General features: G+C 57.5%; 25 protein-coding genes and 1 pseudogene. 21 read left to right on the top strand and 5 right to left on the bottom strand.

The window, feature by feature from the left end; all coding sequences use genetic code 11:
• Positions 1 to 31 precede the first annotated feature (31 nt).
• Positions 32 to 589: a DNA-3-methyladenine glycosylase I gene (tag, locus tag KW840_RS04470; protein ID WP_057712649.1), complete on the bottom strand. Its 558-nt coding sequence runs from the start codon at positions 587 to 589 to the stop codon at positions 32 to 34.
• 81 nt (positions 590 to 670) lie between these two features.
• Between tag and glyQ the strand changes: the two genes are divergently transcribed.
• The 5 genes and pseudogenes from glyQ to KW840_RS04495 form a co-directional block, all read left to right on the top strand.
• A complete protein-coding gene (gene glyQ / locus KW840_RS04475; protein ID WP_003187265.1) occupies positions 671 to 1,624 on the top strand; it encodes a glycine--tRNA ligase subunit alpha in 954 nt (317 codons plus the stop codon).
• Positions 1,621 to 3,675, top strand: coding sequence for a glycine--tRNA ligase subunit beta (gene glyS, locus KW840_RS04480; protein WP_057712650.1), 2,055 nt, complete (start codon positions 1,621 to 1,623; stop codon positions 3,673 to 3,675). Before glyQ ends, glyS begins: the two co-directional genes overlap by 4 nt.
• A 4-nt stretch (positions 3,676 to 3,679) precedes the next feature.
• A complete protein-coding gene (gene gmhB, locus KW840_RS04485; protein WP_218494801.1) occupies positions 3,680 to 4,219 on the top strand; it encodes a D-glycero-beta-D-manno-heptose 1,7-bisphosphate 7-phosphatase in 540 nt (179 codons plus the stop codon).
• Between the two features lie 83 nt (positions 4,220 to 4,302).
• Positions 4,303 to 5,082 carry a 1-acyl-sn-glycerol-3-phosphate acyltransferase gene (locus KW840_RS04490; RefSeq protein WP_057712652.1) on the top strand — a complete coding sequence of 260 codons (780 nt, stop codon included), beginning with the start codon at positions 4,303 to 4,305 and terminating at the stop codon, positions 5,080 to 5,082.
• A 281-nt stretch (positions 5,083 to 5,363) separates the two neighbouring features.
• Positions 5,364 to 5,546: pseudogene (locus tag KW840_RS04495) on the top strand (helix-turn-helix domain-containing protein); the annotation flags it as partial.
• 60 nt (positions 5,547 to 5,606) lie between these two features.
• On the opposite strand, the gene gyrB reads toward KW840_RS04495, so the two are convergent.
• The 4 genes from gyrB to dnaA are packed head-to-tail and all read right to left on the bottom strand — an operon-like array spanning position 5,607 to position 11,817.
• The gene (gene gyrB, locus KW840_RS04500; protein WP_057716535.1) at positions 5,607 to 8,024 is read right to left on the bottom strand and encodes a DNA topoisomerase (ATP-hydrolyzing) subunit B; all 2,418 of its coding nucleotides are present in this window, start codon (positions 8,022 to 8,024) and stop codon (positions 5,607 to 5,609) included.
• Positions 8,025 to 8,029: 5 nt separating this feature from the next.
• The gene (gene recF, locus KW840_RS04505; RefSeq protein WP_007969883.1) at positions 8,030 to 9,133 is read right to left on the bottom strand and encodes a DNA replication/repair protein RecF; all 1,104 of its coding nucleotides are present in this window, start codon (positions 9,131 to 9,133) and stop codon (positions 8,030 to 8,032) included.
• Between the two features lie 20 nt (positions 9,134 to 9,153).
• Positions 9,154 to 10,257, bottom strand: a complete 1,104-nt coding sequence (dnaN, locus tag KW840_RS04510; RefSeq protein ID WP_007969885.1) for a DNA polymerase III subunit beta — start codon at positions 10,255 to 10,257, stop codon at positions 9,154 to 9,156.
• Between the two features lie 39 nt (positions 10,258 to 10,296).
• The gene (gene dnaA, locus KW840_RS04515) at positions 10,297 to 11,817 is read right to left on the bottom strand and encodes a chromosomal replication initiator protein DnaA (RefSeq protein ID WP_057712654.1); all 1,521 of its coding nucleotides are present in this window, start codon (positions 11,815 to 11,817) and stop codon (positions 10,297 to 10,299) included.
• A 566-nt stretch (positions 11,818 to 12,383) separates the two neighbouring features.
• Here dnaA and rpmH point away from each other — a divergent pair.
• The 16 genes from rpmH (at position 12,384) to atpG (ending at position 26,482) form a co-directional block, all read left to right on the top strand.
• The gene (gene rpmH / locus KW840_RS04520) at positions 12,384 to 12,518 is read left to right on the top strand and encodes a 50S ribosomal protein L34 (protein ID WP_003213577.1); all 135 of its coding nucleotides are present in this window, start codon (positions 12,384 to 12,386) and stop codon (positions 12,516 to 12,518) included.
• 16 nt (positions 12,519 to 12,534) lie between these two features.
• Entirely contained in the window at positions 12,535 to 12,936 is a 402-nt protein-coding gene (gene rnpA / locus KW840_RS04525) for a ribonuclease P protein component (protein ID WP_218494802.1), read from the top strand.
• The gene (gene yidD, locus KW840_RS04530) at positions 12,929 to 13,174 is read left to right on the top strand and encodes a membrane protein insertion efficiency factor YidD (protein WP_150733942.1); all 246 of its coding nucleotides are present in this window, start codon (positions 12,929 to 12,931) and stop codon (positions 13,172 to 13,174) included. Before rnpA ends, yidD begins: the two co-directional genes overlap by 8 nt.
• Positions 13,175 to 13,176: 2 nt before the next feature.
• Positions 13,177 to 14,856 (top strand): membrane protein insertase YidC, encoded by a 1,680-nt coding sequence (gene yidC, locus KW840_RS04535; RefSeq protein WP_057712656.1) that lies wholly within the window; start codon positions 13,177 to 13,179, stop codon positions 14,854 to 14,856.
• 79 nt (positions 14,857 to 14,935) lie between these two features.
• The gene (gene mnmE, locus KW840_RS04540; protein ID WP_090452271.1) at positions 14,936 to 16,306 is read left to right on the top strand and encodes a tRNA uridine-5-carboxymethylaminomethyl(34) synthesis GTPase MnmE; all 1,371 of its coding nucleotides are present in this window, start codon (positions 14,936 to 14,938) and stop codon (positions 16,304 to 16,306) included.
• A gap of 550 nt (positions 16,307 to 16,856) precedes the next feature.
• A complete protein-coding gene (gene mnmG, locus KW840_RS04545) occupies positions 16,857 to 18,755 on the top strand; it encodes a tRNA uridine-5-carboxymethylaminomethyl(34) synthesis enzyme MnmG (RefSeq protein WP_218494552.1) in 1,899 nt (632 codons plus the stop codon).
• Positions 18,752 to 19,396, top strand: coding sequence for a 16S rRNA (guanine(527)-N(7))-methyltransferase RsmG (gene rsmG, locus KW840_RS04550; protein WP_057712659.1), 645 nt, complete (start codon positions 18,752 to 18,754; stop codon positions 19,394 to 19,396). Before mnmG ends, rsmG begins: the two co-directional genes overlap by 4 nt.
• 18 nt (positions 19,397 to 19,414) lie before the next feature.
• Positions 19,415 to 20,212 (top strand): ParA family protein, encoded by a 798-nt coding sequence (locus tag KW840_RS04555; protein ID WP_046038783.1) that lies wholly within the window; start codon positions 19,415 to 19,417, stop codon positions 20,210 to 20,212.
• A gap of 9 nt (positions 20,213 to 20,221) precedes the next feature.
• A complete protein-coding gene (locus tag KW840_RS04560; protein WP_057712660.1) occupies positions 20,222 to 21,094 on the top strand; it encodes a ParB/RepB/Spo0J family partition protein in 873 nt (290 codons plus the stop codon).
• Positions 21,095 to 21,242: 148 nt separating this feature from the next.
• Entirely contained in the window at positions 21,243 to 21,650 is a 408-nt protein-coding gene (locus KW840_RS04565; protein ID WP_057712661.1) for a F0F1 ATP synthase subunit I, read from the top strand.
• 16 nt (positions 21,651 to 21,666) lie between these two features.
• Positions 21,667 to 22,536 carry a F0F1 ATP synthase subunit A gene (gene atpB, locus KW840_RS04570; RefSeq protein WP_090452265.1) on the top strand — a complete coding sequence of 290 codons (870 nt, stop codon included), beginning with the start codon at positions 21,667 to 21,669 and terminating at the stop codon, positions 22,534 to 22,536.
• A gap of 133 nt (positions 22,537 to 22,669) precedes the next feature.
• Entirely contained in the window at positions 22,670 to 22,927 is a 258-nt protein-coding gene (atpE, locus tag KW840_RS04575; protein ID WP_003097235.1) for a F0F1 ATP synthase subunit C, read from the top strand.
• A gap of 58 nt (positions 22,928 to 22,985) precedes the next feature.
• Positions 22,986 to 23,456 (top strand): F0F1 ATP synthase subunit B, encoded by a 471-nt coding sequence (locus tag KW840_RS04580; RefSeq protein WP_008045681.1) that lies wholly within the window; start codon positions 22,986 to 22,988, stop codon positions 23,454 to 23,456.
• Between the two features lie 12 nt (positions 23,457 to 23,468).
• Complete coding sequence (locus KW840_RS04585; RefSeq protein ID WP_008045680.1) at positions 23,469 to 24,005, top strand: F0F1 ATP synthase subunit delta; 537 nt, start codon at positions 23,469 to 23,471, stop codon at positions 24,003 to 24,005.
• Between the two features lie 21 nt (positions 24,006 to 24,026).
• Positions 24,027 to 25,571: a F0F1 ATP synthase subunit alpha gene (gene atpA / locus KW840_RS04590; RefSeq protein ID WP_030132553.1), complete on the top strand. Its 1,545-nt coding sequence runs from the start codon at positions 24,027 to 24,029 to the stop codon at positions 25,569 to 25,571.
• Between the two features lie 50 nt (positions 25,572 to 25,621).
• Positions 25,622 to 26,482: a F0F1 ATP synthase subunit gamma gene (gene atpG, locus KW840_RS04595; protein WP_008045673.1), complete on the top strand. Its 861-nt coding sequence runs from the start codon at positions 25,622 to 25,624 to the stop codon at positions 26,480 to 26,482.
• The last annotated feature ends 10 nt before the right edge of the window (positions 26,483 to 26,492 follow it).

Below are 26,492 nucleotides of genomic sequence, written 5' to 3' on the forward strand. Positions count from 1 at the left end.
CTGATCTTGTGCTGTGCGCGAGGCGGCCATTCTAACCGCCGTTCGCCAGCTGCGCGTAGCGGTCGCAATCGCGGGTGTGATCCATGACCATGCCCGAGGCCTGCATCAGCGCGTAGCAGATGGTCGGCCCGACGAACGTGAAACCGGCCTTTTTCAAGCCTTTGCTCATTTCCACGGCAGTCGGCGTCACGGCCGGGACTTCACTGCGATCCTTGAAATGATTGATCACAGGCGTGCCGCCGACGAATGACCACAGAAACGCCACCGGATCCTCCAGCGCCAGCCAGGCCTGGGCATTGCGCCGGGCCGCGTTGAGCTTGAGTCGGTTGCGGATGATGCCGGGATCGAGCATCAGCTCGTCGATTTCGGCATCGCTCATCTGCGCCACGCGCTGCACGTCGAAGCCGAACAAAACTTCGCGATAACGCTCGCGCTTGCGCAGCACGGTGATCCAGGAAAGCCCGGCCTGGAACCCTTCGAGCAAAAGCAACTCGAACAATCCCTGCGCATCCCGTAGCGGCGTGCCCCACTCCTGATCGTGATAAGCCATGTACAGCGGATCTTCGGAACACCAAAAGCAGCGTGGCATAAGGCTCCAGGGGGCGTGCGCAGCAATGAATCGGGTATACTCCCGCTCTTTAAATCGCAGCCCAAGAAACAGGTGAATTTCGTGAGCCAGCCTACGCCAGCCGTGCGTACCTTCCAAGACTTGATCCTCGCCCTCCAGCAATACTGGGCCGAGCAAGGTTGTGTGGTACTTCAGCCCTACGATATGGAAGTAGGCGCCGGCACTTTCCACACCGCAACATTCCTGCGCGCCATCGGCCCGGAAACCTGGAACGCCGCCTACGTGCAGCCAAGCCGCCGTCCGACTGACGGCCGTTACGGTGAAAACCCGAACCGTCTGCAGCACTACTACCAGTTCCAGGTGGTCCTGAAGCCGAACCCGGACAACTTCCAGGAACTGTACCTGGGCTCTCTCAAGCACGTTGGCCTGGACCCGCTGGTCCACGACATTCGCTTCGTCGAAGACAACTGGGAATCGCCGACCCTCGGCGCCTGGGGTCTGGGCTGGGAAGTCTGGCTCAACGGCATGGAAGTGACCCAGTTCACCTACTTCCAGCAAGCGGGCGGCATCGAGTGCTACCCAGTGACCGGCGAGATCACCTACGGCCTCGAACGTCTGGCCATGTACCTGCAAGGCGTGGACTCGGTCTACGACCTGGTGTGGGCTGACGGTCCGTTCGGCAAAGTGACCTACGGCGACGTGTTCCACCAGAATGAAGTGGAGCAGTCCACCTACAACTTCGAACACGCCAATGTCGACAAGCTGTTCGAACTGTTCGATTTCTACGAAAGCGAAGCCAAGCGCCTGATCGAACTCGACCAGCCGCTGCCGTTGCCGAGCTACGAAATGGTGTTGAAGGCTTCTCACACCTTCAACCTGCTGGATGCGCGCCGGGCGATCTCGGTGACCGCGCGTCAGCAATACATCCTGCGTGTACGCACCCTGGCGCGTTCCGTTGCGCAAGCCTACCTGCTGGCTCGCGCCAAGCTGGGCTTCCCGATGGCGACCCCGGACCTGCGTGATGAAGTACTGGCCAAGCTGGAGGCTGCACAATGAGTGCTCTGGATTTTCTGGTTGAACTGGGCACTGAAGAACTGCCACCCAAAGCCCTGAACACCCTGGCCGAGGCGTTCCTCGCCGGTATCGACAAGGGCCTGCAAGCTGCCGGCCTGAACTACGAGAGCAAAACCGTTTATGCCGCTCCGCGCCGCCTGGCCGTGCTGATCACCGCACTGGCCACCCAGCAGCCGGATCGCAGCATCAACCTCGACGGCCCGCCGCGTCAGGCCGCGTTCGATGCTGAAGGCAACCCGACCCAGGCAGCATTGGGCTTCGCCAAGAAGTGCGGCGTCGAGCTGAGCGAAATCGATCAGAGCGGCCCGAAACTGCGCTACAGCCAGAGCATCGCCGGCAAGGCGACTGCGAGCCTGCTGCCGACCATCGTCGAAGATTCGCTGAACGACCTGCCGATCCCGAAACGCATGCGTTGGGGCGCGCGCAAGGAAGAATTCGTTCGTCCGACCCAATGGCTGGTGATGCTGCTCGGTGACCAGGTCATCGACTGCACCATCCTCGCCCAGAAGGCCGGCCGTGACTCCCGTGGCCACCGCTTCCATCACCCGGAAAACGTGCGCATCGGTTCGCCGTCCAGCTACCTGGCCGACCTGCGTGCCGCCTACGTTTTGGCCGACGCCAACGAGCGTCGCGAGATCATCAGCAAGCGCACCGAAGAGCTGGCCACCCGTCAGGAAGGCACGGCAATCGTTCCTCCAGCGCTGCTCGATGAAGTGACCGCGCTGGTCGAATGGCCGGTGCCGCTGGTGTGCTCGTTCGAGGAGCGCTTCCTCGACGTGCCGCAGGAAGCCCTGATCACCACCATGCAGGACAACCAGAAGTACTTCTGCCTGCTGGACGCCGACGGCAAGTTGCTGCCACGTTTCATTACCGTGGCCAACATCGAGAGCAAGGACCCACAGCAGATCATCGCCGGTAACGAGAAAGTGGTTCGCCCACGCCTGACCGACGCCGAGTTCTTCTTCAAGCAAGACAAGAAGCAAAAGCTCGAAGACTTCAACCTGCGCCTGCAAAACGTGGTGTTCCAGGAAAAACTCGGCAGCGTCTACGACAAGGCCGAACGCGTATCCAGGCTGGCCGCGTTCATCGCTCCACACATTGGTGGTAACGCTCAATGGGCGGCGCGTGCCGGCCTGCTGTCCAAGTGTGATCTGGCGACCGAGATGGTCGGTGAGTTCCCGGAGATGCAAGGTGTCGCCGGTTACTACTACGCCCTCAACGATGGCGAGCCGGAAGATGTCGCGCTGGCGCTGAATGAGCAATACATGCCGCGCGGTGCCGGCGCTGAACTGCCGACCACCCTGACCGGTGCGGCCGTGGCGATCGCCGACAAGCTCGACACCCTGGTCGGGATCTTCGGTGTCGGCATGCTGCCCACCGGTAGCAAAGACCCGTATGCTCTGCGCCGTGCCGCGCTCGGCGTGCTGCGGATCCTGATCGACAAGAAGCTCGACCTCGACCTGACCGACGCCGTGGCCTTCGCCGTCAACTCGTTCGGCAGCAAGGTCAAGGCTGCCGGCCTGGCTGATTCGGTGCTGGAGTTCATCTTCGACCGTCTGCGTGCCCGTTACGAAGACGAAGGCGTGGATGTTGCCACCTACCTGTCGGTACGTGCCCTGAAACCGGGTTCGGCCCTGGATTTCGATCAGCGCGTACAAGCGGTGGAAGCGTTCCGCAAATTGCCGGAAGCCGCTGCACTGGCCGCGGTGAACAAGCGCGTATCGAACCTGCTGAGCAAACTCGAAGGCAGCATGCCGACCACCGTCGAAGCCAAGTACTTCGACAACGCCGCCGAGTTCTCCCTGTACTCGGCGATCCAGCAAGCGGATCAAGCGGTGCAGCCAATGGCTGCGACCCGTCAGTACAGCGAATCGCTGGCACGTCTGGCCGCCTTGCGCGAGCCGGTGGATGCGTTCTTCGAAGCCGTGATGGTCAATGCGGAGGACGCAAAGGTCCGCGCCAACCGTTATGCGTTGCTGGCACGTCTGCGTGGGTTGTTCCTCGGCGTCGCCGACATTTCGCTGCTGGGTTGAGGGACTGCTGTTGAAACTGCTGATTCTCGATCGGGACGGAGTGATCAATTACGACTCCGACGCTTACATCAAGTCGGTGGAGGAGTGGATTCCGCTCCCCGGTTCGATCGAAGCCATCGCGCAGTTGAGCAAGGCTGGCTGGACGGTAGCCGTCGCTACCAACCAGTCGGGCATCGCTCGCGGCTACTACGACCTTTCCACCCTCAATGCCATGCACGAGCGCTTGCGCGCGTTGGTGGCGGAGCAGGGTGGTGAAGTCGGCCTGATCGTCTACTGCCCGCATGGGCCGGACGAAGGCTGCGATTGCCGCAAGCCGAAACCCGGGATGTTGAAAAGCATCGCCGCTCATTACAACGTGTCGCTGACCGATCTCTGGTTCGTCGGCGACAGCCTTGGTGACCTGGAAGCCGCCAAAGCCGTCGATTCACAGCCAGTTTTGGTAAAGACCGGGAAAGGCGAAAAGACTTTGGGCAAGACCCTTCCGGTTGGCACATTGATTTTTGACGATCTGGCGGCGATTGCCGCAGAACTTATCCACAATTAGAGTGCTTCTGAAATTCCTGATAAAGGACCCATCAGGAGTGCGCTTTATACAGGCGGGCAATTCCCGCAACGGTAAACGTCACCATGTCGATATTGCAGGCCATCAGAACCTTCCTCTTTTACCTGCTGCTGGGCACCAGCTCATTGCTGTGGTGCAGCCTGAGTTTTTTTATCGCACCGTTTCTGCCCTTCAAGGCACGTTATCGCTTCATCAACGTGTATTGGTGCCGTTGTGCCCTGTGGCTGAGCAAAGTGTTCCTTGGTATTCGCTACGAAGTGAAGGGCGCCGAGAACGTACCTGAACGGCCGTGCGTGATTCAATCGAACCATCAGAGTACCTGGGAGACGTTTTTTCTCTCCGCCTACTTCTCACCGCTGAGCCAGGTGCTCAAACGTGAGTTGCTCTATGTGCCGTTCTTCGGTTGGGCCATGGCCATGCTGCGACCGATCGCCATCGATCGCGACAACCCGAAAGCAGCACTCAAGCATGTGGCTCAAAAAGGTGATGAGTTGCTCAAGGACAATGTCTGGGTGCTGATCTTCCCCGAAGGCACGCGCGTTCCTTTCGGCACCGTCGGAAAGTTCTCGCGCGGTGGCAGTGCCTTGGCGGTCAACGCCGAATTGCCGGTGCTGCCGATTGCGCACAACGCAGGCAAGTTCTGGCCGAAAACCGGTTGGGCGAAGAAGCAGGGCGTCATCACTGTGATCATTGGTGAGCCAATGTATGCCGCAGGCACCGGACCACGAGCCATTGCTGAATTGAACGACCGGGTCCAGGCGTGGAACGAGCAGATGCAACGGGAAATGGGCTCACTGCCACCGGCTCCGCAAGCGCCGGTTTCAAACGATCAGGTGGTTGTCTGAGATTCTGTGGATAACCTGTGTACCGTTTCATTGAAAAGCGTCGTTTTTTGTACGTAACATTATGATTTTTTTACATATTTCTTAGAATGATAAAAACCATAAAAACGTGCATAAGTTTTTTTTGGACGTAAAAAAACCGGCGGATATAGCCGGTTTTTTTATGCCCATCCACAACGGCTTTGACCATCGATAATCCCAACCCCACGCCATCGATACCTTGGGCGGAAGAAAAGCGTCGGTATTGGCTGAACAGTTCGATCTTCAGCTGCGCGATGGGCAGCGCCTGGTCGCGGGATTACCTGTACGAACGATTCTGGCCCGATGAAGAAGTGTCCTCGTCCCGGCCGCTCGATACTCACATCTATCGCCTGCGCAACAAGCTTGGGCTGACGGCGGATCGCGGTTGGCAGTTGCTGACGATTTATGGGTATCGGTTGGAGAGTGTGGCACCGGCGAGCGAGTAAAACGCGGGCAAAAAAAGGCCAATGCAAATGCATTGGCCTTTTCGTTGGGGTCGACCGGGATCAGAAGTCCAGGTTGGACACCGCCAGGGCATTGCTTTCGATGAAGTCACGACGTGGTTCGACCGCATCACCCATCAGGGTGTTGAAGATCTGGTCCGCGCCAATGGCGTCTTCGATGGTCACTTTCAGCATGCGACGCACGCTTGGGTCCATGGTGGTTTCCCACAGCTGATCCGGGTTCATCTCGCCCAGACCTTTGTATCGCTGGATGGTGTGGCGCTTGGTGCTTTCAGCCATCAGCCAGTCCAGGGCTTCCTTGAACTCGGTGACCGACTTACGGCGTTCGCCACGCTGGATGTACGCGCCATCGTCGAGCAGGGTGCTCAGTTGAGCGCCCAGGGAAACAACGGTCTTGTAGTCGTTGCTGCCGAAGAAGTCGCGGTTGAACGTGACGTAGTTCGACAGGCCGTGGGAGATCAGTTCGACCTCTGGCAGCCACACGCCACGCTCACGGTCTTCACGCAGGCTTGCCTTGTAGACCAGACCCGACTTCTCGACAGTACGCAGACGCACTTCATACTGGGCCAGCCAGTCCTGCATCGCTGCATGATCGGACAACTGATCCATGCTGACAGCCGGCAGGTAGATGAAGTGCTCGGTCAGTTCCTGTGGGTACAGGCGCGACAGACGCTTGAGGGTCTTCATCACCAGACGGAAGTCATTCACCAGACGCTCGAGGGCTTCGCCGGAGATACCCGGTGCATCCTCGTTCAAGTGCAGGCTCGCATCTTCCAGGGCCGACTGCGTCATGTACTCTTCCATGGCGTCGTCGTCTTTGATGTATTGCTCTTGCTTGCCTTTCTTCACTTTGTACAACGGCGGCTGAGCGATGTAGATGTAGCCACGCTCGATCAGCTCCGGCAGCTGACGGAAGAAGAAGGTCAGCAGCAGGGTACGGATGTGCGAACCGTCGACGTCAGCATCGGTCATGATGATGATGTTGTGATAGCGCAACTTGTCGATGTTGTACTCTTCGCGACCGATGCCGCAGCCCAGCGCAGTGATCAAGGTGCCCACTTCCTGGGAAGAGATCATCTTGTCGAAGCGTGCCTTCTCGACGTTCAGGATTTTACCCTTGAGGGGCAGAATCGCCTGGGTCTTGCGGTTACGTCCCTGCTTGGCAGAGCCGCCCGCGGAGTCACCTTCCACGAGGTACAGTTCAGACAGGGCAGGGTCTTTTTCCTGGCAGTCGGCCAGTTTGCCCGGCAGGCCGGCGATGTCCAGCGCGCCTTTGCGGCGGGTCATCTCACGGGCTTTACGTGCCGCTTCACGGGCACGGGCCGCGTCGATCATCTTGCCGACGACCAGCTTGGCTTCGTTCGGGTTTTCCAGCAGGAAGTCGGAGAAGTACTTGCCCATTTCCTGTTCGACCGCGGTCTTCACTTCGGAAGACACCAACTTGTCTTTGGTCTGGGAGCTGAACTTCGGATCCGGCACCTTCACCGAAATGATCGCGGTCAGGCCTTCACGGGCATCGTCACCGGTGGTGGCGACTTTGTGCTTCTTCGCCAGGCCTTCTGCTTCGATGTAGGTGTTCAGGTTACGCGTCAATGCGGAACGGAAACCCACCAGGTGAGTACCGCCGTCGCGCTGTGGAATGTTGTTGGTGAAGCACAACAGGTTCTCGTTGAAGCTGTCGTTCCACTGCAGGGCAATTTCCACACCGATGCCGTCTTCACGCTGGACGTTGAAGTGGAACACCTGATTGACCGGGGTCTTGTTGGTGTTCAGGTATTCAACGAACGCACGCAGGCCGCCTTCGTATTTGAACAGTTCTTCCTTGCCGCTGCGCTCGTCCTTGAGGACGATACCGACACCGGAGTTGAGGAAGGACAGTTCACGAATCCGCTTGGCCAGGATGTCCCAGCTGAAGTGGATGTTCTTGAAGGTTTCGCTGGAAGCCTTGAAGTGGATCTGTGTACCGGTGGTTTCACTGTCGCCAACGATTTTCATCGGCTCTTGCGGAACACCGTGGACGTAAGTCTGTTCCCAGATCTTGCCGCTACGGCGAACGGTCAGGACCAGCTCTTCCGACAGGGCGTTAACTACCGACACACCCACACCGTGCAGACCGCCGGAAACCTTGTAGGAGTTGTCGTCGAATTTACCGCCGGCGTGCAGCACGGTCATGATGACCTCGGCTGCCGAAACGCCTTCTTCCTTGTGTACGTCTACCGGGATGCCACGGCCGTTGTCGCGAACGGTGATGGACTCATCCGGGTGGATGATGATGCTGATGTCGTCGCAGTAGCCGGCGAGCGCTTCGTCGATCGAGTTGTCGACCACCTCGAACACCATGTGGTGCAGACCGCTGCCATCGTCGGTGTCGCCAATATACATACCGGGACGTTTGCGTACGGCATCCAGGCCTTTCAGCACTTTAATGCTCGTTGAGTCGTACGTATTTTCTTCGCTCAATGCCTTCACTCCCGATGGTCGTGGGTCTGGGTGATACGGCCCTGTTCCACGTGGAACAGAGCGACTGGCGTTTCCGTCTGCCAGCCTTCCCTCAATAATTCGTGATCTACACAGGTGATAAATACCTGGCAGCGTAAGTCTTCCAACAAGCGGCAAAGGGCGCGACGGTGGTGCTCGTCCAGTTCGGACGGCAAGTCATCCACCAGATAAATACACTGACCGCGTCGAGCCTGGCTGACCAAGTGCCCTTGGGCAATCCGTAATGCGCAAACCACCAACTTCTGCTGGCCTCGGGACAAGATGTCCGCGGCGTTGTGCGCGCCCAGTCTGAGCCGCAAATCAGCGCGTTGTGGTCCGGCCTGGGTATGTCCCATTTGCTGGTCCCGCTGAAGAGACCCGGCGAGCACAGCACTCAGTTCACGGTCCTTGTCCCAGCCGCGGTAATAGCTGAGCGTCAAGCCTTCAAGCTCAACCAGTTCGCTCAAGGTTTGTTCAAAGACTGGTTTCAAGGCTTTGATATAAGCGCGGCGGTATTCATCGATTTCAGCGCTGGCCTGGCACAGTTCCCTGTCCCAAACCGCTTGCGAAACGGCGTCAAGTGTACCATGCCGCAGCCAAGAGTTTCTCTGGCGCAGGGCCTTCTGCAAGCGCTGCCAGGTTGACATGAAGCGCGGTTCCACGTGGAACACACCCCAGTCGAGAAACTGTCGGCGAATCTTCGGCGCGCCTTCCAGCAATCGAAAGCTATCCGGATTGATCAGTTGCAGTGGCAAGATCTCGGCCAGTTGCGCGGCGCTGCGAGCGTTCTGCCCATCGATACGGATCTGGAATTCCCCTTGGCGATCCCGGGAAATACCCAAGGCGCTATGCCCGCCCTCCGCCAGTTCAACCTGGCCAAATACCGTACAGGCAAGCTGTTCGTATTGAATGACCGGCAACAGACGGGTGCTGCGAAACGAACGGGCAAGCCCCAGCAGATGGATGGCTTCCAGAACACTGGTTTTGCCGCTGCCGTTGGCGCCGTAAAGAATATTGATGCGGGGGGAGGGGGAGAAGGTCACCGGGTGCAGATTGCGCACCGCGGTGACCGAGACGCGACTTAAGGACATCTAGCTTCTGCTGAACATGATTACAGACGCATCGGCATGACAACGTAGGCCGAGTCGTCGTTATCCGATTCCTGCACCAGCGCGCTGCTGTTGGAGTCGGACAGGATCAGACGAACCTGCTCGGTGGTCATCACGCCCAGTACGTCGAGCAGGTAGCTCACGTTGAAGCCGATTTCCAGAGAGCCGCCGTTGTATTCAACGCCCACTTCTTCTTCCGCTTCTTCCTGCTCCGGGTTGTTCGCCTGGATCTTCAGCTGACCGCTGGCCAGTTGCAGACGGATACCACGGTACTTCTCGTTGGACAGAATGGCGGTACGGCTGAACGCTTCGCGCAGAGCCTGACGATCACCAAGAACCAGCTTGTCGCCACCCTTAGGCAGAACTCGCTCGTAGTCCGGGAATTTTCCGTCAACCAGCTTCGAGGTGAAGGTGAACTCACCGGTGGTGGCGCGGATGTGATGCTGACCCAGCACGATGCTGACATTGCCGTCCGGCTCGGTGAGCAGGCGAGCCAGTTCGAGGATACCTTTGCGCGGCACGATGACCTGGTGACGATCCGGCTGGCCGATGTCGGCCTGCATCGAGCACATGGCCAGACGGTGGCCGTCGGTGGCTACCGCGCGGATCACACCCGCGGAAACTTCCAGCAGCATGCCGTTGAGGTAGTAACGCACGTCCTGCTGGGCCATGGCGAAGCTGGTGCGTTCGATCAGACGACGCAGCTTGCTTTGCTCCAGGCTGCAGGTCAGCGAACCCGGGCCTTCTTCAACGGTAGGGAAGTCGTTGGCCGGCAGTGTCGACAGGGTGAAGCGGCTACGGCCAGCCTTGACCACAAGCTTCTGCTCGTCGACCTTGATGTCGATCAGCGCATCGTTCGGCAGGCTTTTGCAGATGTCCATCAGCTTGCGCGCCGGCACGGTGATGGAGCCCGGATCCGCCGGCTCTTCGAGTTGAACACGACCGACCAGCTCGACTTCCAGGTCGGTACCGGTCAGCGACAATTGCTGGCCTTCGACAACCAGCAGCACGTTGGAAAGTACCGGCAAGGTCTGTCGGCGTTCGACGACGCCTGCGACCAGTTGCAGGGGTTTCAACAGGGCTTCGCGTTGAATGGTGAAATGCATGGTCTAGTCCCTTGCCTTAATTAGCTGCGCTGGTGTTCATCAAGTGGTCAGTGTACGCAGCAGGTTCTTGTAGTCCTCGCGGATGTCCGCGTCGGATTCCTTAAGTTCGTTGATCTTGCGGCACGCGTGCAAGACCGTCGTATGGTCGCGGCCGCCAAACACATCGCCGATTTCCGGCAGGCTGTGGTTGGTCAGTTCCTTGGACAACGCCATGGCGACCTGACGCGGACGAGCGACCGAACGCGAACGGCGTTTGGACAGCAAGTCGGAGATCTTGATCTTGTAGTACTCGGCGACAGTGCGCTGAATGTTATCCACAGAGACCAGTTTATCCTGCAACGCCAACAAGTCCTTAAGGGATTCGCGAATCAGCTCGATGGTGATATCGCGGCCCATGAAGTGCGAGTGGGCGATCACGCGCTTGAGCGCGCCTTCCAGCTCACGGACGTTGGAGCGAATGCGTTGGGCAATGAAGAACGCGGCGTCGTGAGGCAACTCGACTTTGGCCTGATCGGCCTTCTTCATCAGGATCGCCACGCGGGTTTCCAGCTCCGGCGGCTCGACCGCTACGGTCAGGCCCCAGCCAAAACGGGATTTGAGGCGTTCTTCAAGGCCTTCGATTTCCTTCGGGTAGCGGTCACTGGTGAGAATGACCTGCTGCCCACCTTCGAGCAAGGCGTTGAAGGTGTGGAAAAACTCTTCCTGGGAACGCTCCTTGCGGGCGAAGAACTGAATGTCATCGATCAGCAACGCATCCACCGAACGGTAGAAGCGTTTGAACTCGTTGATCGCGTTCAGTTGCAGGGCCTTGACCATGTCCGCCACGAAACGCTCGGAATGCAGGTACACCACCTTGGCATTCGGGTTCTTCTTTAATAGATGGTTACCCACAGCGTGCATCAAGTGGGTTTTACCCAGGCCGACACCACCATAAAGGAAGAGTGGGTTGTAACCGTGCTTGGGGTTGTCTGCCACCTGCCAGGCGGCGGCGCGCGCCAGCTGGTTGGATTTACCTTCAACGAAATTCTCGAAGGTAAAGGTGCGGTTCAGGTAACTGGTGTGCTTGAGCGCACCTTCGACCTGCACGGTACGTTGCTCGGCGCGCACAGGTGCCTGTTGCGAACTGGCTCCGGCCATCGGGTCGAAGCTGTCACGGGAAGGTTCTTCCTCGGAGACTTCAGCCACTTTTTGCGTCGCACGCTTGGTCGACACGGCGGCAGGTGCCGGCGGCGGACTGACGGGTGCTTGAGCAGCCTGGGCCTGGGAAGCCGCAGCAGCCAGGGGAGCGTTTGGCGCGGCACGGGGTGCCGAACTGCGTTTGCTGCCTATTAATAAGGAAAGCGCAGGCGCCATGCCATTGCCGTGCTCATCGAGCAATTCGAGAACACGCCCCAGGTACTTTTCGTTGACCCAGTCCAGAACAAAACGATTGGGTGCATACACACGCAACTCGTCGCCTTCGGCTTCGACCTGTAGTGGACGGATCCAAGTGTTGAATTGTTGGGCAGGCAGCTCATCGCGCAGAAGCTCCACGCACTGCTGCCAAAGTTCCACTGACACGGATATCCCCTAAGTTGAAAGCCGGTGAGGCAAAAACAAGCGGCCATTGTAGCGACCAGACGCCGACTTATCCACACGAAGGTGGTTCATCGACCAAGAAGAATCACCGTTTCATACGCAAAAAAGGCGACCAGTGGTCTGTGCATAAGCTCTGTGGATAACCGGGGTTAAGGTCACTGCACAAGTGGGGGCGAAACTCGGTGGATAACCGGCCTGTGGATAAAGCGACCTTTCACACACAGGTTATCCGACAGCGCAGCACAGGCTGAACACTGTTTTCCACCGTAGTTGTCATTCTCTGTACAGCAGGTAAAACAAGGGCTGAATCGAGTTATCCACAGAAGATGGCGAGCCTAGCTTTTATAAGCTTTACAGAAAAGCTTTAAATACTTTCCTTTCTTATTTTTATATCTACGCAAGGTGCAAGTGCTGAAAAACCTCTGGAGATCTATTTATAAGGAAACGTTGGTTGGAAATTGACCTGAAGGCTTGCTTTCTCTAGAATCCCCGGTCTCTTAAAACGGGGGCCATTCCGGCCCGTTGTGGACGAACCAGGTAACACGACAATGAAACGTACTTTCCAACCAAGCACTATCAAACGCGCTCGTACCCACGGTTTCCGTGCTCGCATGGCTACCAAGAACGGTCGTGCCGTCCTGTCGCGTCGTCGCGCCAAAGGTCGTGCGCGTCTGGCAGTTTGATAATCCGGCACTGGAGGTGAGTCAGGACTTCAGTCGGGAAAAGCGTCTGCTTACCCCCCGGCAATTCAAGGCAGTCTTTGACTCCCCTACCGGCAAGGTTCCGGGGAAAAATCTCCTGCTCCTTGCGCGCAACAACGATCTTGATCACCCCCGTCTCGGGTTGGTAATCGGGAAAAAGAGCGTAAAGCTCTCCGTCGAGCGCAATCGCCTCAAACGTCTGATGCGCGAATCGTTTCGCCTGAACCAGGATTCTCTGGTCGGCTGGGACATTGTTATCGTCGCGCGCAAAGGTTTGGGCGACGTAGAAAACCCCAAATTGATTCAGCATTTCGGCAAACTCTGGAAACGACTGGCTCGCAGTTCGCCAGTACCAGCAGTCAAAACCGAAACTGTAGGGGTAGACAGTCCAGATGCGTAAACTGGCACTCGTTCCGATCCAGTTTTATCGCTATGCCATTAGTCCCATGATGGCCAGTCACTGTCGTTTCTACCCCAGTTGTTCCTGCTACGCGTTAGAAGCCATCGAAAATCATGGCCTTCTTCGCGGTGGCTGGCTGACCTTTCGTCGTTTAGGTCGCTGTCATCCGTGGAATCCCGGTGGTTATGACCCGGTTCCACCTATCCCTACCTCCCGTTCTTCTTCGATGGCCGAGTAATCATGGATATCAAACGCACGATCCTGATCGTCGCCCTGGCAATCGTGTCCTACGTTATGGTTCTTAAATGGAACCAGGACTATGGCCAGGCTGCCCTGCCGACTCAGAATGTTGCCACCAATACGACTGCATCGGGCCTGCCGGATACGGCATCTGGCTCCAACGCTTCTGCCAGTGACGACATTCCACGTGCTGCAAGCGACACCAGCGCACCTGCCGAAACGCCGGTGGCTGTGAGCAAGGACCTCATCCAGATCAAAACGGATGTACTGGACCTGGCTGTCGACCCACAAGGTGGCGATGTTGCCCAGTTGACCCTGCCGCTGTATCCGCGTCGTCAGGATCACCCGGAAATTCCGTTCCAGCTGTTCGATAACGGCGGCGAACGTACTTATCTGGCGCAAAGCGGTCTGATCGGCACCAACGGTCCGGATGCAAATCCGGCCGGTCGTCCGGTTTATTCCTCGGAGAAGAAGATTTATCAGCTGGCTGACGGTCAGGACCAATTGGTCGTAGACCTGAAGTTCAGCAAAGACGGCGTCAACTACATCAAGCGTTTCACCCTGAAACGCGGCCTGTATGACGTAACCGTTTCCTACCTGGTCGACAACCAGAGCGCCCAGCCCTGGAATGGTGCGATGTTCGCCCAGTTGAAGCGCGACGCCAGCGCCGATCCTTCATCGACTACGGCTACCGGCACCGCGACTTACCTGGGCGCCGCCCTGTGGACAAGTTCCGAGCCGTACAAGAAAGTGTCCATGAAGGACATGGACAAGGCGCCGCTGAAAGAAACCGTCACAGGCGGTTGGGTTGCCTGGTTGCAGCACTACTTCGTGACCGCATGGATTCCGGCCAAGGGCGAAAACAACGTCGTCCAGACCCGTAAAGACAGCAAAGGCAACTACATCATCGGCTACACCGGCCCATCGATGAGTGTTGCGCCGGGTGCCAAGGCCGAGACCAGCGCTGTTCTGTACGCCGGTCCGAAAAGCCAGGCCGTGCTCAAAGAGTTGTCCCCAGGTCTGGAACTGACGGTCGACTACGGCATTCTGTGGTTCATCGCCCAACCGATCTTCTGGTTGCTGCAACACATCCACGCCATTGTGGGTAACTGGGGCTGGTCGATCATCTTCCTGACCATGCTGATCAAAGGGATCTTCTTCCCGCTGTCGGCTGCCAGCTACAAATCCATGGCGCGCATGCGTGCAGTGGCGCCGAAACTGGCCGCGCTGAAAGAGCAACATGGCGATGACCGGCAGAAAATGTCGCAAGCCATGATGGAACTGTACAAGAAAGAGAAGATCAATCCGCTGGGTGGTTGCTTGCCAATCCTCGTGCAGATGCCGGTTTTCCTCTCGCTGTACTGGGTTCTGCTGGAAAGCGTTGAAATGCGCCAAGCGCCGTTCATGCTGTGGATTACTGACCTGTCGATCAAGGATCCGTTCTTCATTCTGCCGATCATCATGGGCGCAACCATGTTCATTCAGCAGCAGTTGAACCCGACTCCTCCGGATCCGATGCAGGCCAAGGTAATGAAGCTGATGCCAATCATCTTCACCTTCTTCTTCCTGTGGTTCCCGGCCGGTCTGGTGCTGTACTGGGTTGTAAACAACGTGCTGTCCATCGCACAACAGTGGTACATCACGCGTAAAATCGAAGCGGCCGCTAAAGCAGCTGCCTGATTTACACTGTGGATAACCACTCAAAACGCCCCCTAGTGGGGCGTTTTGCTATCTGTCACTTTTGTCTGGATACCGGTTTATGAGCGTTCCTCGCGAAACCATCGCAGCCGTCGCCACCGCTCAAGGTCGCGGCGGTGTAGGCATCGTGCGTATTTCCGGGCCGTTGGCCAGCGTTGCGGCCAAGGCCTTCAGCGGTCGCGAGCTCAAGCCGCGATTTGCCCACTACGGTCCGTTTTTCAGTGAAAACGACGAGGTGCTGGACCAGGGCATTGCCTTGTATTTCCCCGGCCCGAACTCGTTCACAGGCGAAGATGTGCTGGAGCTGCAAGGCCATGGCGGTCCGATTGTTCTGGATATGTTGCTCAAGCGCTGCCTGGAACTGGGTTGCCGTCTCGCCCGGCCGGGGGAATTCAGTGAGCGCGCCTTCCTCAACGACAAACTGGACCTCGCCCAGGCCGAAGCCATTGCCGACCTGATTGAAGCCAGTTCTGCCCAGGCTGCGCGAAACGCATTGCGCTCCCTGCAAGGTGCTTTCTCGTCACGTGTGCATAACCTCACCGAGCAATTGATCGGCTTGCGCATCTATGTCGAAGCGGCCATCGATTTTCCGGAAGAGGAAATCGACTTCCTCGCCGATGGCCACGTCCTGAGCATGCTCGACAAGGTGCGCGACGAGTTATCCACCGTCATGCGCGAAGCCGGGCAGGGCGCCTTGCTGCGTGACGGTATGACCGTGGTCATTGCCGGTCGTCCGAATGCCGGTAAATCCAGCCTGCTCAATGCCCTGGCCGGGCGTGAAGCGGCGATCGTGACCGAAATTGCCGGCACCACCCGTGACGTGCTTCGCGAACATATCCACATCGATGGCATGCCGCTGCACGTCGTGGATACCGCCGGTCTGCGCGATACCGATGATCATGTGGAAAAAATCGGCGTCGAGCGTGCCTTGAAAGCTATCGGCGAAGCCGATCGGGTACTGTTGGTGGTTGATGCCACTGCACCGGAAGCCCTCGATCCTTTCGCACTCTGGCCGGAGTTTCTCGAAATCCGTCCCGATCCCGCGAAAGTCACCCTGATCCGCAACAAAGCCGATCTTACGGGCGAAGCCATTGCGCTGGAGGTCAGCCAGGACGGCCATGTCACCATCAGCCTGAGCGCCAAGTCGGGTGGTGTCGGGCTGGAGCTGCTGCGTGATCACCTCAAGGCCTGCATGGGCTATGAACAAACGTCCGAAAGCAGCTTCAGCGCTCGCCGGCGACACCTTGAGGCGCTACGTCATGCCAGTGCGGCCCTCGAGCATGGCCGTGCCCAATTGACCCTGGCCGGTGCTGGCGAGTTGTTGGCCGAGGATTTGCGCCAGGCTCAGCAGTCGCTGGGTGAAATCACCGGTGCTTTCAGTTCCGATGACCTGCTGGGGCGGATTTTTTCCAGTTTCTGTATCGGTAAGTAGCCCTCCTGTTATTCACAGACAGGCCATTCGTGCCTGTCTGTTCTCTCCTTTTCTGAAAAAAACTTCCAGTGCCGAGCGGACTTCGTCTGCTTGAGCGGAATTCCTGCACCCGAATTTCGAGCGAACGGCACTTTTCTGTGGATTAAGCCCTGTGAATAACCGCGGCTAAGGTCAGTTGATAACAGGGCTCGAAAACTGGACATAACCGCCTCTGTGGATAACCACCCCTTTCATCCACAGGCTTAAACCGGTTATCCAAGGGCCTCATTGGCACATGAACACAGGGTTTTGAATCTCTGTACACATTGAAAATAAAGGGCTATAGCAATCTATCCACAGAAAGGTAGGTGCATAGAAATAAACATAAAAACAAAGATTTAATAAATTTCTTTCTTTTTAATTTCTATAACTCCGACTTTTCCACAGCTGGTTAAATTTTGTGCAAAGGGTTCTTTAGGAAGGGCGAAGTCCCTATACTTGTCGACCAGGTCCAAAAACCTGAGCTCAAACTATTCCTGAATTACCTACTTAAGCAGGCACGAGGTGCGTGGTGGATTTCCCTTCCCGTTTTGAAGTGATCGTCATCGGCGGCGGTCATGCCGGTACCGAGGCAGCACTGGCCTCAGCACGTATGGGGGTTAAAACCCTATTGCTGACGCATAACGTGGAAACCCTCGGTGCCATGAGTTGCAACCCGGCCATTGGCGGGATCGGCAAAAGCCACCTGGTCAAGGAAATCGACGCCCTCGGCGGCGCGATGGCCATGGCTACCGATAAAGGCGGTATCCAGTTTCGCGTGTTGAACAGCCGCAAAGGCCCGGCCGTGCGAGCAACCCGCGCGCAGGCAGACCGGGTTCTGTACAAGGCAGCTGTCCGCGAAATCCTGGAGAACCAGCCGAACCTGTGGATATTTCAACAGGCCGCTGACGATCTGATCGTCGAGCAGGAACAAGTCCGTGGTGTTGTCACCCAAATGGGCCTGCGTTTCTTCGCTGATTCCGTGGTGTTGACCACTGGTACGTTCCTCGGTGGACTTATCCACATCGGTTTGCAGAATTTTTCCGGCGGTCGCGCCGGTGATCCGCCATCGATCGCGCTGGCTCACCGTCTGCGTGAACTGCCATTGCGCGTGGGTCGTTTGAAAACCGGTACTCCGCCACGTATCGACGGTCGGTCTGTGGATTTCTCGGTGATGTCCGAGCAACCGGGTGATACGCCTATCCCGGTGATGTCGTTCATGGGGTCAAAAGAGCAGCATCCGAAGCAAGTCAGCTGCTGGATTACCCACACGAATGCGCGCACCCACGAAATCATTGCCGCGAACCTCGACCGTTCGCCGATGTATTCCGCTGCCGGTGAGATCGAAGGGATCGGCCCGCGTTATTGCCCGTCGATCGAAGACAAGATCCATCGCTTCGCCGACAAGGAAAGCCATCAGGTGTTTATCGAACCGGAAGGTTTGACCACCCATGAGCTGTATCCGAACGGGATATCCACAAGCTTGCCGTTCGACGTGCAATTGCAGATCGTGCAATCGATCCGCGGCATGGAAAACGCGCACATCGTGCGTCCGGGCTACGCGATCGAGTACGACTACTTCGATCCACGCGATTTGAAATACAGCCTGGAGACCAAAGTCATCGGCGGCTTGTTCTTCGCCGGGCAAATCAACGGCACAACCGGTTACGAAGAAGCCGGTGCCCAGGGTTTGCTCGCCGGGACCAACGCTGCACTGCGTGCGCAAGGCAAAGAGGCTTGGTGCCCGCGTCGCGACGAGGCCTATATCGGCGTGCTGGTCGACGACCTGATCACCCTCGGTACCCAAGAGCCGTACCGCATGTTCACTTCCCGTGCCGAGTACCGCCTGATTCTGCGCGAGGACAACGCCGACCTGCGTTTGACCGAAAAAGGTCGCGAACTGGGTCTGGTGGATGACATGCGCTGGGCGGCTTTCTGCAAAAAACGCGAAAGCATCGAACTGGAAGAGCAGCGCCTGAAAAGTACCTGGGTCCGCCCAGGCACCGAACAGGGCGATGCGATTGCCGAAAAATTCGGCACACCGCTGACTCACGAATACAACCTGCTCAATCTCTTGAGCCGTCCGGAAATCGACTACGCTGGTCTGATCGAAGTGACCGGTGGCGGGGCAGACGATCCACAGGTCGCCGAACAGGTCGAAATCAAGACCAAATACGCCGGTTACATCGATCGTCAACAGGATGAAATCGCCCGCTTGCGCGCCAGCGAAGACACCAAACTGCCTGTGGATATCGATTACACGAATATTTCCGGTCTCTCCAAGGAGATCCAGAGCAAGCTCGGCGCGACCCGTCCAGAAACCTTGGGCCAGGCCTCGCGTATACCGGGCGTTACGCCGGCAGCCATTTCGCTGTTGATGATTCATTTGAAAAAACGCGGCGCGGGCCGTCAGTTGGAGCAAAGCGCTTGAGTTCGTTGGTCACTCCGCAACACGCAGAAGAGTTATCCACAGGTGCTCGCCAGCTCGGTGTCACGCTGACAGAAACCCAGCACGCGCAGCTGCTGGGTTATCTGTCCCTGTTGATAAAATGGAACAAGGCTTACAACCTGACCGCGGTACGCGATCCGGACGAGATGGTCTCCCGCCACTTGCTCGATAGTTTGAGCGTGATGTCGTTCGTCGAAAACGGCCGGTGGCTGGACGTTGGCAGCGGCGGTGGTATGCCGGGCATTCCGTTGGCCATCCTGTTTCCAGAGTCGCAAGTGACTTGCCTGGACAGCAACGGCAAGAAAACCCGCTTCCTGACCCAGGTCAAACTCGAACTCAAACTGGATAACCTGCAAGTTATCCACAGTCGCGTCGAAGCCTTCCAGCCTGCACAGCCCTTCAACGGAATCATTTCCCGGGCGTTCAGCAGCATGGAGAACTTCAGTAACTGGACGCGCCACCTCGGCGATAGCGAAACACGCTGGCTGGCAATGAAGGGCGTTCATCCGGCCGATGAGCTGGTAGCATTGCCGGCAGACTTCCACCTCGATAGCGAACACGCCCTGGCCGTACCTGGTTGCCAAGGCCAACGCCATCTGCTGATACTGCGCCGCACGGCATGATTGGGAACACAAGCAAGAATGGCTAAGGTATTCGCGATTGCGAACCAAAAGGGTGGCGTGGGCAAAACCACCACCTGCATCAACCTCGCAGCATCCCTGGTCGCGACCAAGCGCCGGGTGCTGTTGATCGATCTTGATCCACAGGGCAACGCCACCATGGGTAGCGGTGTGGATAAACATGGCCTGGAAAACTCGGTCTACGACCTGCTGATCGGAGAATGTGATCTGGCCCAGGCCATGCACTTCTCCGAACACGGTGGTTACCAGCTGTTGCCGGCCAACCGCGATCTCACCGCGGCCGAAGTGGTGCTGCTGGAAATGCAGATGAAGGAAAGCCGTCTGCGCAGCGCGCTGGCGCCGATCCGGGAAAACTACGATTACATCCTGATCGACTGCCCGCCGTCGCTGTCGATGCTGACCTTGAACGCACTGGTTGCCGCTGACGGGGTCATTATCCCCATGCAGTGCGAGTACTTCGCACTCGAAGGCTTGAGCGACCTTGTGGATAACATCAAGCGTATCTCTGAACTGCTGAACCCGAATCTCAAGGTCGAAGGCCTGCTGCGTACGATGTACGACCCACGCCTGAGCCTGATGAACGATGTCTCGGCGCAGCTCAAGGAACACTTCGGCGAGCAGCTCTACGACACCGTCATTCCGCGCAATATCCGTCTGGCCGAAGCGCCAAGCTACGGCATGCCGGCGCTGGCGTACGACAAAGCTTCGCGAGGCGCCGTTGCCTACCTGGCATTGGCGGGCGAAATGGTTCGTCGTCAACGCAAAAACTCACGCATCGCCGCTGCTCAGGCAACTTAAGGAATCCCCATGGCCGTCAAGAAACGAGGTCTCGGACGTGGACTGGATGCTCTGTTGAGTGGTCCGACTGTCAGCTCGCTGGAAGAACAAGCGGCGCAAGCCGATCAGCGTGAGCTGCAACATCTCCCCCTGGATCTGCTCCAGCGCGGCAAGTACCAGCCGCGTCGTGACATGGATCCGCAGGCGCTCGAAGAGCTGGCGCAATCGATCAAGGCCCAGGGCGTCATGCAGCCCATCGTGGTTCGCCCGATCGGCAGCGGCCGCTTTGAAATCATTGCCGGCGAACGCCGCTGGCGCGCCAGCCAGCAGGCCGGGCAGGAAACCATCCCGGCGATGGTTCGCGATGTACCCGATGAAACCGCGATCGCCATCGCGCTGATCGAGAACATTCAGCGCGAAGACCTGAACCCGATTGAAGAAGCGGTGGCCCTGCAGCGGTTGCAGCAGGAGTTCCAGCTGACCCAGCAACAGGTGGCCGAGGCTGTGGGCAAGTCCCGGGTGACCGTGGCCAACCTGTTGCGCCTGATTTCCTTGCCGGAAGTCATCAAGACCATGTTGTCCCACGGCGACCTGGAAATGGGTCATGCCCGTGCTTTGCTCGGTTTGCCGGAAATTCAACAGGTTGAAGGGGCGCGACATGTTGTCGCACGCGGTCTGACCGTGCGCCAAACCGAGGCACTGGTTCGCCAGTGGTTGAGTGGTAAACCGGAGCCTGTGGAAGCGGCAAAACCGGACCCGGATATCGCCCGTCTCGAACAGCGCCTGGCCGAGCGCCTAGGCTCTGCGGTGCAGATCCGCCACGGTAAGAAGGGTAAAGGGCAGTTGGTGATTGGCTACAACTCACTGGATGAGCTTCAAGGCGTACTTGCACATATCCGCTGAAACATTTCCTCATGTAGCGCGCAGTCGGAAATCACTACCTGACAGTTGAATAGGGGCAGAACCGCCCCTATACTCTGCGCGCATTTTGTCGGCACAAATTATGCCAAGTTATTGAATTTCGGCAGCCGACCATTGGGGAGTAAAAGTGATGGAAACCCGCACGCCAAACCGCCTGCCCTTCCATCGCCTGGCAGTTTTTCCGGTGTTAATGGCTCAATTTGTCGTGTTGCTGATCGCCGCTTTGGCGCTCTGGTACCGATATGGAGTCGTTGCCGGGTACTCGGGACTCTGCGGAGGCCTGATAGCCTTGCTACCCAATATTTATTTCGCTCACAGGGCATTTCGGTTTTCCGGCGCCCGAGCAGCCCAGTCCATCGTCCGGTCTTTTTATGCCGGCGAGGCAGGCAAACTGATTTTGACGGCAGTGCTGTTTGCACTGGTGTTTGCAGGTGTGAAGCCACTGGCGCCGATTGCAGTATTCGGTGCCTTCGTGCTGACTCAGTCGGTCAGCTGGTTCGCTCCCCTGCTGATGAGAACAAGACTTTCGAGACCTTAGGGCGTTTGAGGCAACCATGGCAGAAACAACCGCTTCGGGCTATATCCAGCACCACTTGCAGAACCTGACCTTCGGTCAGCACCCTACCGGCGGCTGGGGCTTTGCCCACACCGCAGCAGAAGCCAAAGAAATGGGCTTCTGGGCTTTCCACGTCGATACTCTCGGCTGGTCGGTCGCATTGGGTCTGATCTTCGTTCTTCTTTTCCGCATGGCGGCCAAGAAAGCGACTTCCGGTCAGCCTGGTGCTTTGCAGAACTTCGTTGAAGTATTGGTCGAATTCGTCGATGGCAGCGTGAAAGACAGCTTCCATGGCCGTAGCCCGGTGATTGCACCGCTGGCACTGACCATCTTCGTCTGGGTGTTCCTGATGAACGCCGTCGACCTGGTACCGGTCGACTGGATTCCTCAAGTAGCCATGTGGATCTCCGGCGATGCACACATCCCGTTCCGCGCCGTGTCGACCACCGACCCGAACGCGACCTTGGGCATGGCGTTCTCGGTTTTCGCTCTGATCATTTTCTACAGCATCAAGGTCAAGGGCCTCGGCGGCTTCATCGGCGAGCTGACCCTGCACCCATTCGGCAGCAAGAACATCTTCGTTCAGGCCCTGCTGATTCCGGTGAACTTCCTGCTGGAATTCGTGACCCTGATCGCCAAGCCGATCTCCCTGGCTCTGCGTCTGTTCGGCAACATGTACGCCGGCGAGCTGGTCTTCATTCTGATTGCTGTGATGTTCGGCAGCGGTCTGCTCTGGCTTAGTGGCCTGGGCGTTGTTCTGCAGTGGGCGTGGGCTGTGTTCCACATCCTGATCATCACCCTGCAGGCGTTCATCTTCATGATGTTGACCATCGTCTACCTGTCGATGGCGCACGAAGAAAACCATTAAGGCCAGTCTCGACTAGTCTGATGTCCTTCCCGGTAAAACGGGAAGGTGCTCCTTACGGGGCATCTGAAACGATTTGTTTTACCGCTTTAATCTAAAAAACCTAAACCATACGACGTAAAAGTCGGGAGGAAAGATGGAAACTGTAGTTGGTCTAACCGCTATCGCTGTTGCACTGTTGATCGGCCTGGGCGCACTGGGTACCGCAATTGGTTTCGGCCTGCTGGGCGGCAAGTTCCTGGAAGGCGCAGCGCGTCAGCCAGAAATGGTTCCAATGCTGCAAGTTAAAATGTTCATCGTTGCCGGTCTGCTCGACGCCGTAACCATGATCGGTGTTGGTATCGCTCTGTTCTTCACCTTTGCGAACCCGTTCGTTGGTCAAATCGCTGGCTAATTACTCGGATCTTCCGGGTAATTTGGTGTGATGGACAACGTAACTGCGAGGTGTTGGCGTGAACATTAATGCGACCCTGATTGGCCAGTCCGTTGCGTTCCTGATTTTTGTACTGTTCTGCATGAAGTTCGTATGGCCTCCGGTCATTGCGGCACTGCACGAACGTCAAAAGAAGATCGCTGATGGTCTGGACGCTGCCAGCCGTGCAGCTCGCGACCTGGAGTTGGCCCAAGAAAAAGCGGGTCACCAACTGCGCGAAGCGAAAGCTCAGGCAGCTGAAATCATCGAGCAAGCCAAGAAACGCGGTAACCAGATTGTCGAAGAGGCTGTTGAAAAGGCCCGTGTCGACGCTGACCGTGTGAAGGTTCAGGCTCAGGCCGAGATCGAACAGGAACTGAACAGTGTCAAAGACGCGCTGCGTGCCCAAGTGGGCTTGCTGGCAGTCGGCGGCGCCGAGAAGATCCTGGGTGCCACAATCGATCAAAACGCGCACGCAGAGCTGGTTAACCAACTGGCTGCTGAAATCTAAGCGAGGGCGATCATGGCAGAACTGACCACGTTGGCCCGACCTTACGCTAAGGCGGCCTTCGAGCACGCTCAGGCCCACCAGCAACTGGCCAATTGGTCAGCCATGCTCGGCCTGGCTGCAGCGGTGTCGGAAGACGACACCATGCAGCGCGTGCTCAAGGCCCCGCGACTGACGAGCGCAGAAAAGGCCGCCACGTTTATTGACGTGTGCGGCGACAAGTTTGATGCCAAGGCACAGAACTTCATCCACGTCGTTGCCGAAAACGACCGTCTCCCGCTGTTGCCGGAGATCGCCGCTCTGTTCGACCTGTACAAGGCCGAACAAGAGAAGTCGGTAGACGTTGAAGTCACCAGTGCTTTTGCATTGAACCAAGAACAGCAAGACAAACTCGCCAAGGTTCTCAGTGCACGACTCAACCGGGAAGTGCGCCTGCAAGTTGCGGAGGACGCTGCCCTTATTGGTGGTGTCGTCATCCGCGCCGGCGACCTGGTTATCGATGGCTCGATTCGCGGCAAAATCGCGAAACTTGCCGAAGCATTGAAATCTTGAGTTTGAAGGGGCAGCAGAGCAATGCAGCAACTCAATCCTTCCGAAATAAGTGAAATTATCAAGGGCCGCATCGACAAGCTCGATGTGACCTCCCAAGCCCGTAACGAAGGCACTGTCGTCAGCGTATCTGACGGTATCGTGCGGATTCACGGTCTGGCCGACGTAATGTACGGCGAGATGATCGAGTTTCCGGGCGGCGTCTTCGGTATGGCCCTCAACCTGGAGCAAGACTCCGTAGGTGCCGTTGTATTGGGCGCATACCAGTCTCTGGCTGAAGGCATGAGCGCCAAGTGCACTGGCCGCATCCTGGAAGTTCCGGTTGGTAAGGAACTGCTGGGTCGCGTAGTCGACGCACTGGGTAACCCTGTTGACGGCAAAGGTCCACTGGGCAACACCGAGACCGACGCGGTCGAGAAAGTTGCTCCAGGCGTGATCTGGCGTAAGTCGGTAGACCAGCCTGTACAGACTGGCTACAAGGCTGTCGATGCCATGATCCCTGTCGGCCGTGGCCAGCGTGAGCTGATCATCGGTGACCGTCAGATCGGTAAAACCGCTCTGGCGATCGACGCGATCATCAACCAGAAGAACAGCGGCATTTTCTGCGTCTACGTAGCAATCGGTCAGAAACAATCGACCATCGCCAACGTGGTTCGCAAGCTGGAAGAAAACGGCGCCCTGGCCAACACGATCATCGTGGCTGCCAGTGCTTCGGAATCTCCTGCGCTGCAATTCCTGGCACCGTACTCCGGTTGCACCATGGGTGAATTCTTCCGCGACCGCGGTGAAGACGCGCTGATCGTTTATGACGATCTGTCCAAGCAAGCAGTGGCTTACCGCCAGATTTCCCTGCTGCTGCGCCGTCCACCAGGCCGTGAAGCTTACCCAGGCGACGTGTTCTATCTCCACTCCCGTCTGCTGGAGCGCGCATCCCGCGTTTCGGAAGAATACGTAGAGAAGTTCACCAACGGCGCAGTGACCGGCAAAACCGGTTCCCTGACCGCACTGCCGATCATCGAAACCCAGGCTGGCGACGTTTCCGCGTTCGTTCCGACCAACGTGATTTCCATCACCGACGGTCAGATCTTCCTGGAATCGGCCATGTTCAACTCGGGCATCCGTCCTGCAGTGAACGCCGGTGTTTCGGTATCCCGTGTGGGTGGTGCCGCTCAGACCAAGATCATCAAGAAGCTGTCCGGTGGTATCCGTACCGCTCTGGCTCAGTACCGTGAACTGGCGGCATTCGCCCAGTTCGCTTCTGACCTGGACGAAGCGACCCGTAAGCAACTTGAGCATGGTCAGCGCGTTACCGAGCTGATGAAGCAGAAGCAATACGCACCAATGTCGATCGCTGACATGGCGCTGTCGCTGTATGCCGCTGAGCGTGGGTTCCTGACTGACGTTGAAATCGCCAAGATCGGCAGCTTCGAGCAAGCGCTGATTGCTTTCTTCAACCGCGATCACGCCGATTTGATGGCGAAGATCAACGTGAAAGGTGACTTCAATGACGAAATCGACGCTGGCATGAAAGCCGGTATCGAGAAGTTCAAGGCCACCCAAACCTGGTAAGCCGCAGCGGGAGCCGCAAGGCTCCCGCTTGCTAACCTGATAGGTGTTACATGGCAGGCGCAAAAGAGATTCGCAGTAAGATTGCGAGCATCAAAAGCACGCAAAAGATTACCAGCGCCATGGAAAAAGTGGCGGTCAGCAAAATGCGCAAGGCACAAATGCGCATGGCTGCTAGCCGTCCTTATGCGGAGCGTATCCGCCAGGTAATTGGGCATCTGGCCAACGCCAACCCGGAATACCGCCACCCGTTCATGATCGACCGCGAAATCAAGCGTGTTGGTTATGTCGTAGTGAGCAGTGACCGTGGTCTGTGCGGCGGCTTGAACACCAACCTGTTCAAGGCCCTGGTCAAGGACATGGCGGTAAACCGCGAAAACGGCGTCGAGATCGATCTGTGTGTCGTTGGTAGCAAGGGTGCGGCCTTTTTCCGCAACTTCGGCGGTAACGTCGTTGCAGCTATCAGCCACCTGGGTGAAGAGCCGTCGATCAATGATCTGATCGGCAGCGTCAAGGTGATGCTGGATGCCTACCTGGACGGCCGTATTGACCGCCTGTCCGTGGTGTCCAACAAGTTCATCAACACCATGACGCAACAGCCTACCGTGGAGCAGTTGATTCCATTGGTGGCAACCCCGGATCAAGACCTCAAGCACCACTGGGACTATCTCTACGAACCGGATGCCAAGGAGCTGCTCGACGGCTTGATGGTCCGTTACGTGGAGTCGCAGGTCTACCAGGCGGTGGTCGAGAACAACGCGGCTGAACAAGCTGCGCGGATGATCGCGATGAAGAACGCTACCGACAACGCCGGTGATTTGATCAGCGATTTGCAGCTGGTCTACAACAAGGCGCGTCAGGCTGCGATCACCCAAGAGATCTCGGAAATCGTCGGCGGCGCTGCCGCGGTTTAACGGTTCAAAT

Origin of the sequence: Pseudomonas sp. PDM30 (genome assembly GCF_019218985.1) — a bacterium.
Lineage (GTDB): Bacteria > Pseudomonadota > Gammaproteobacteria > Pseudomonadales > Pseudomonadaceae > Aquipseudomonas > Aquipseudomonas jessenii.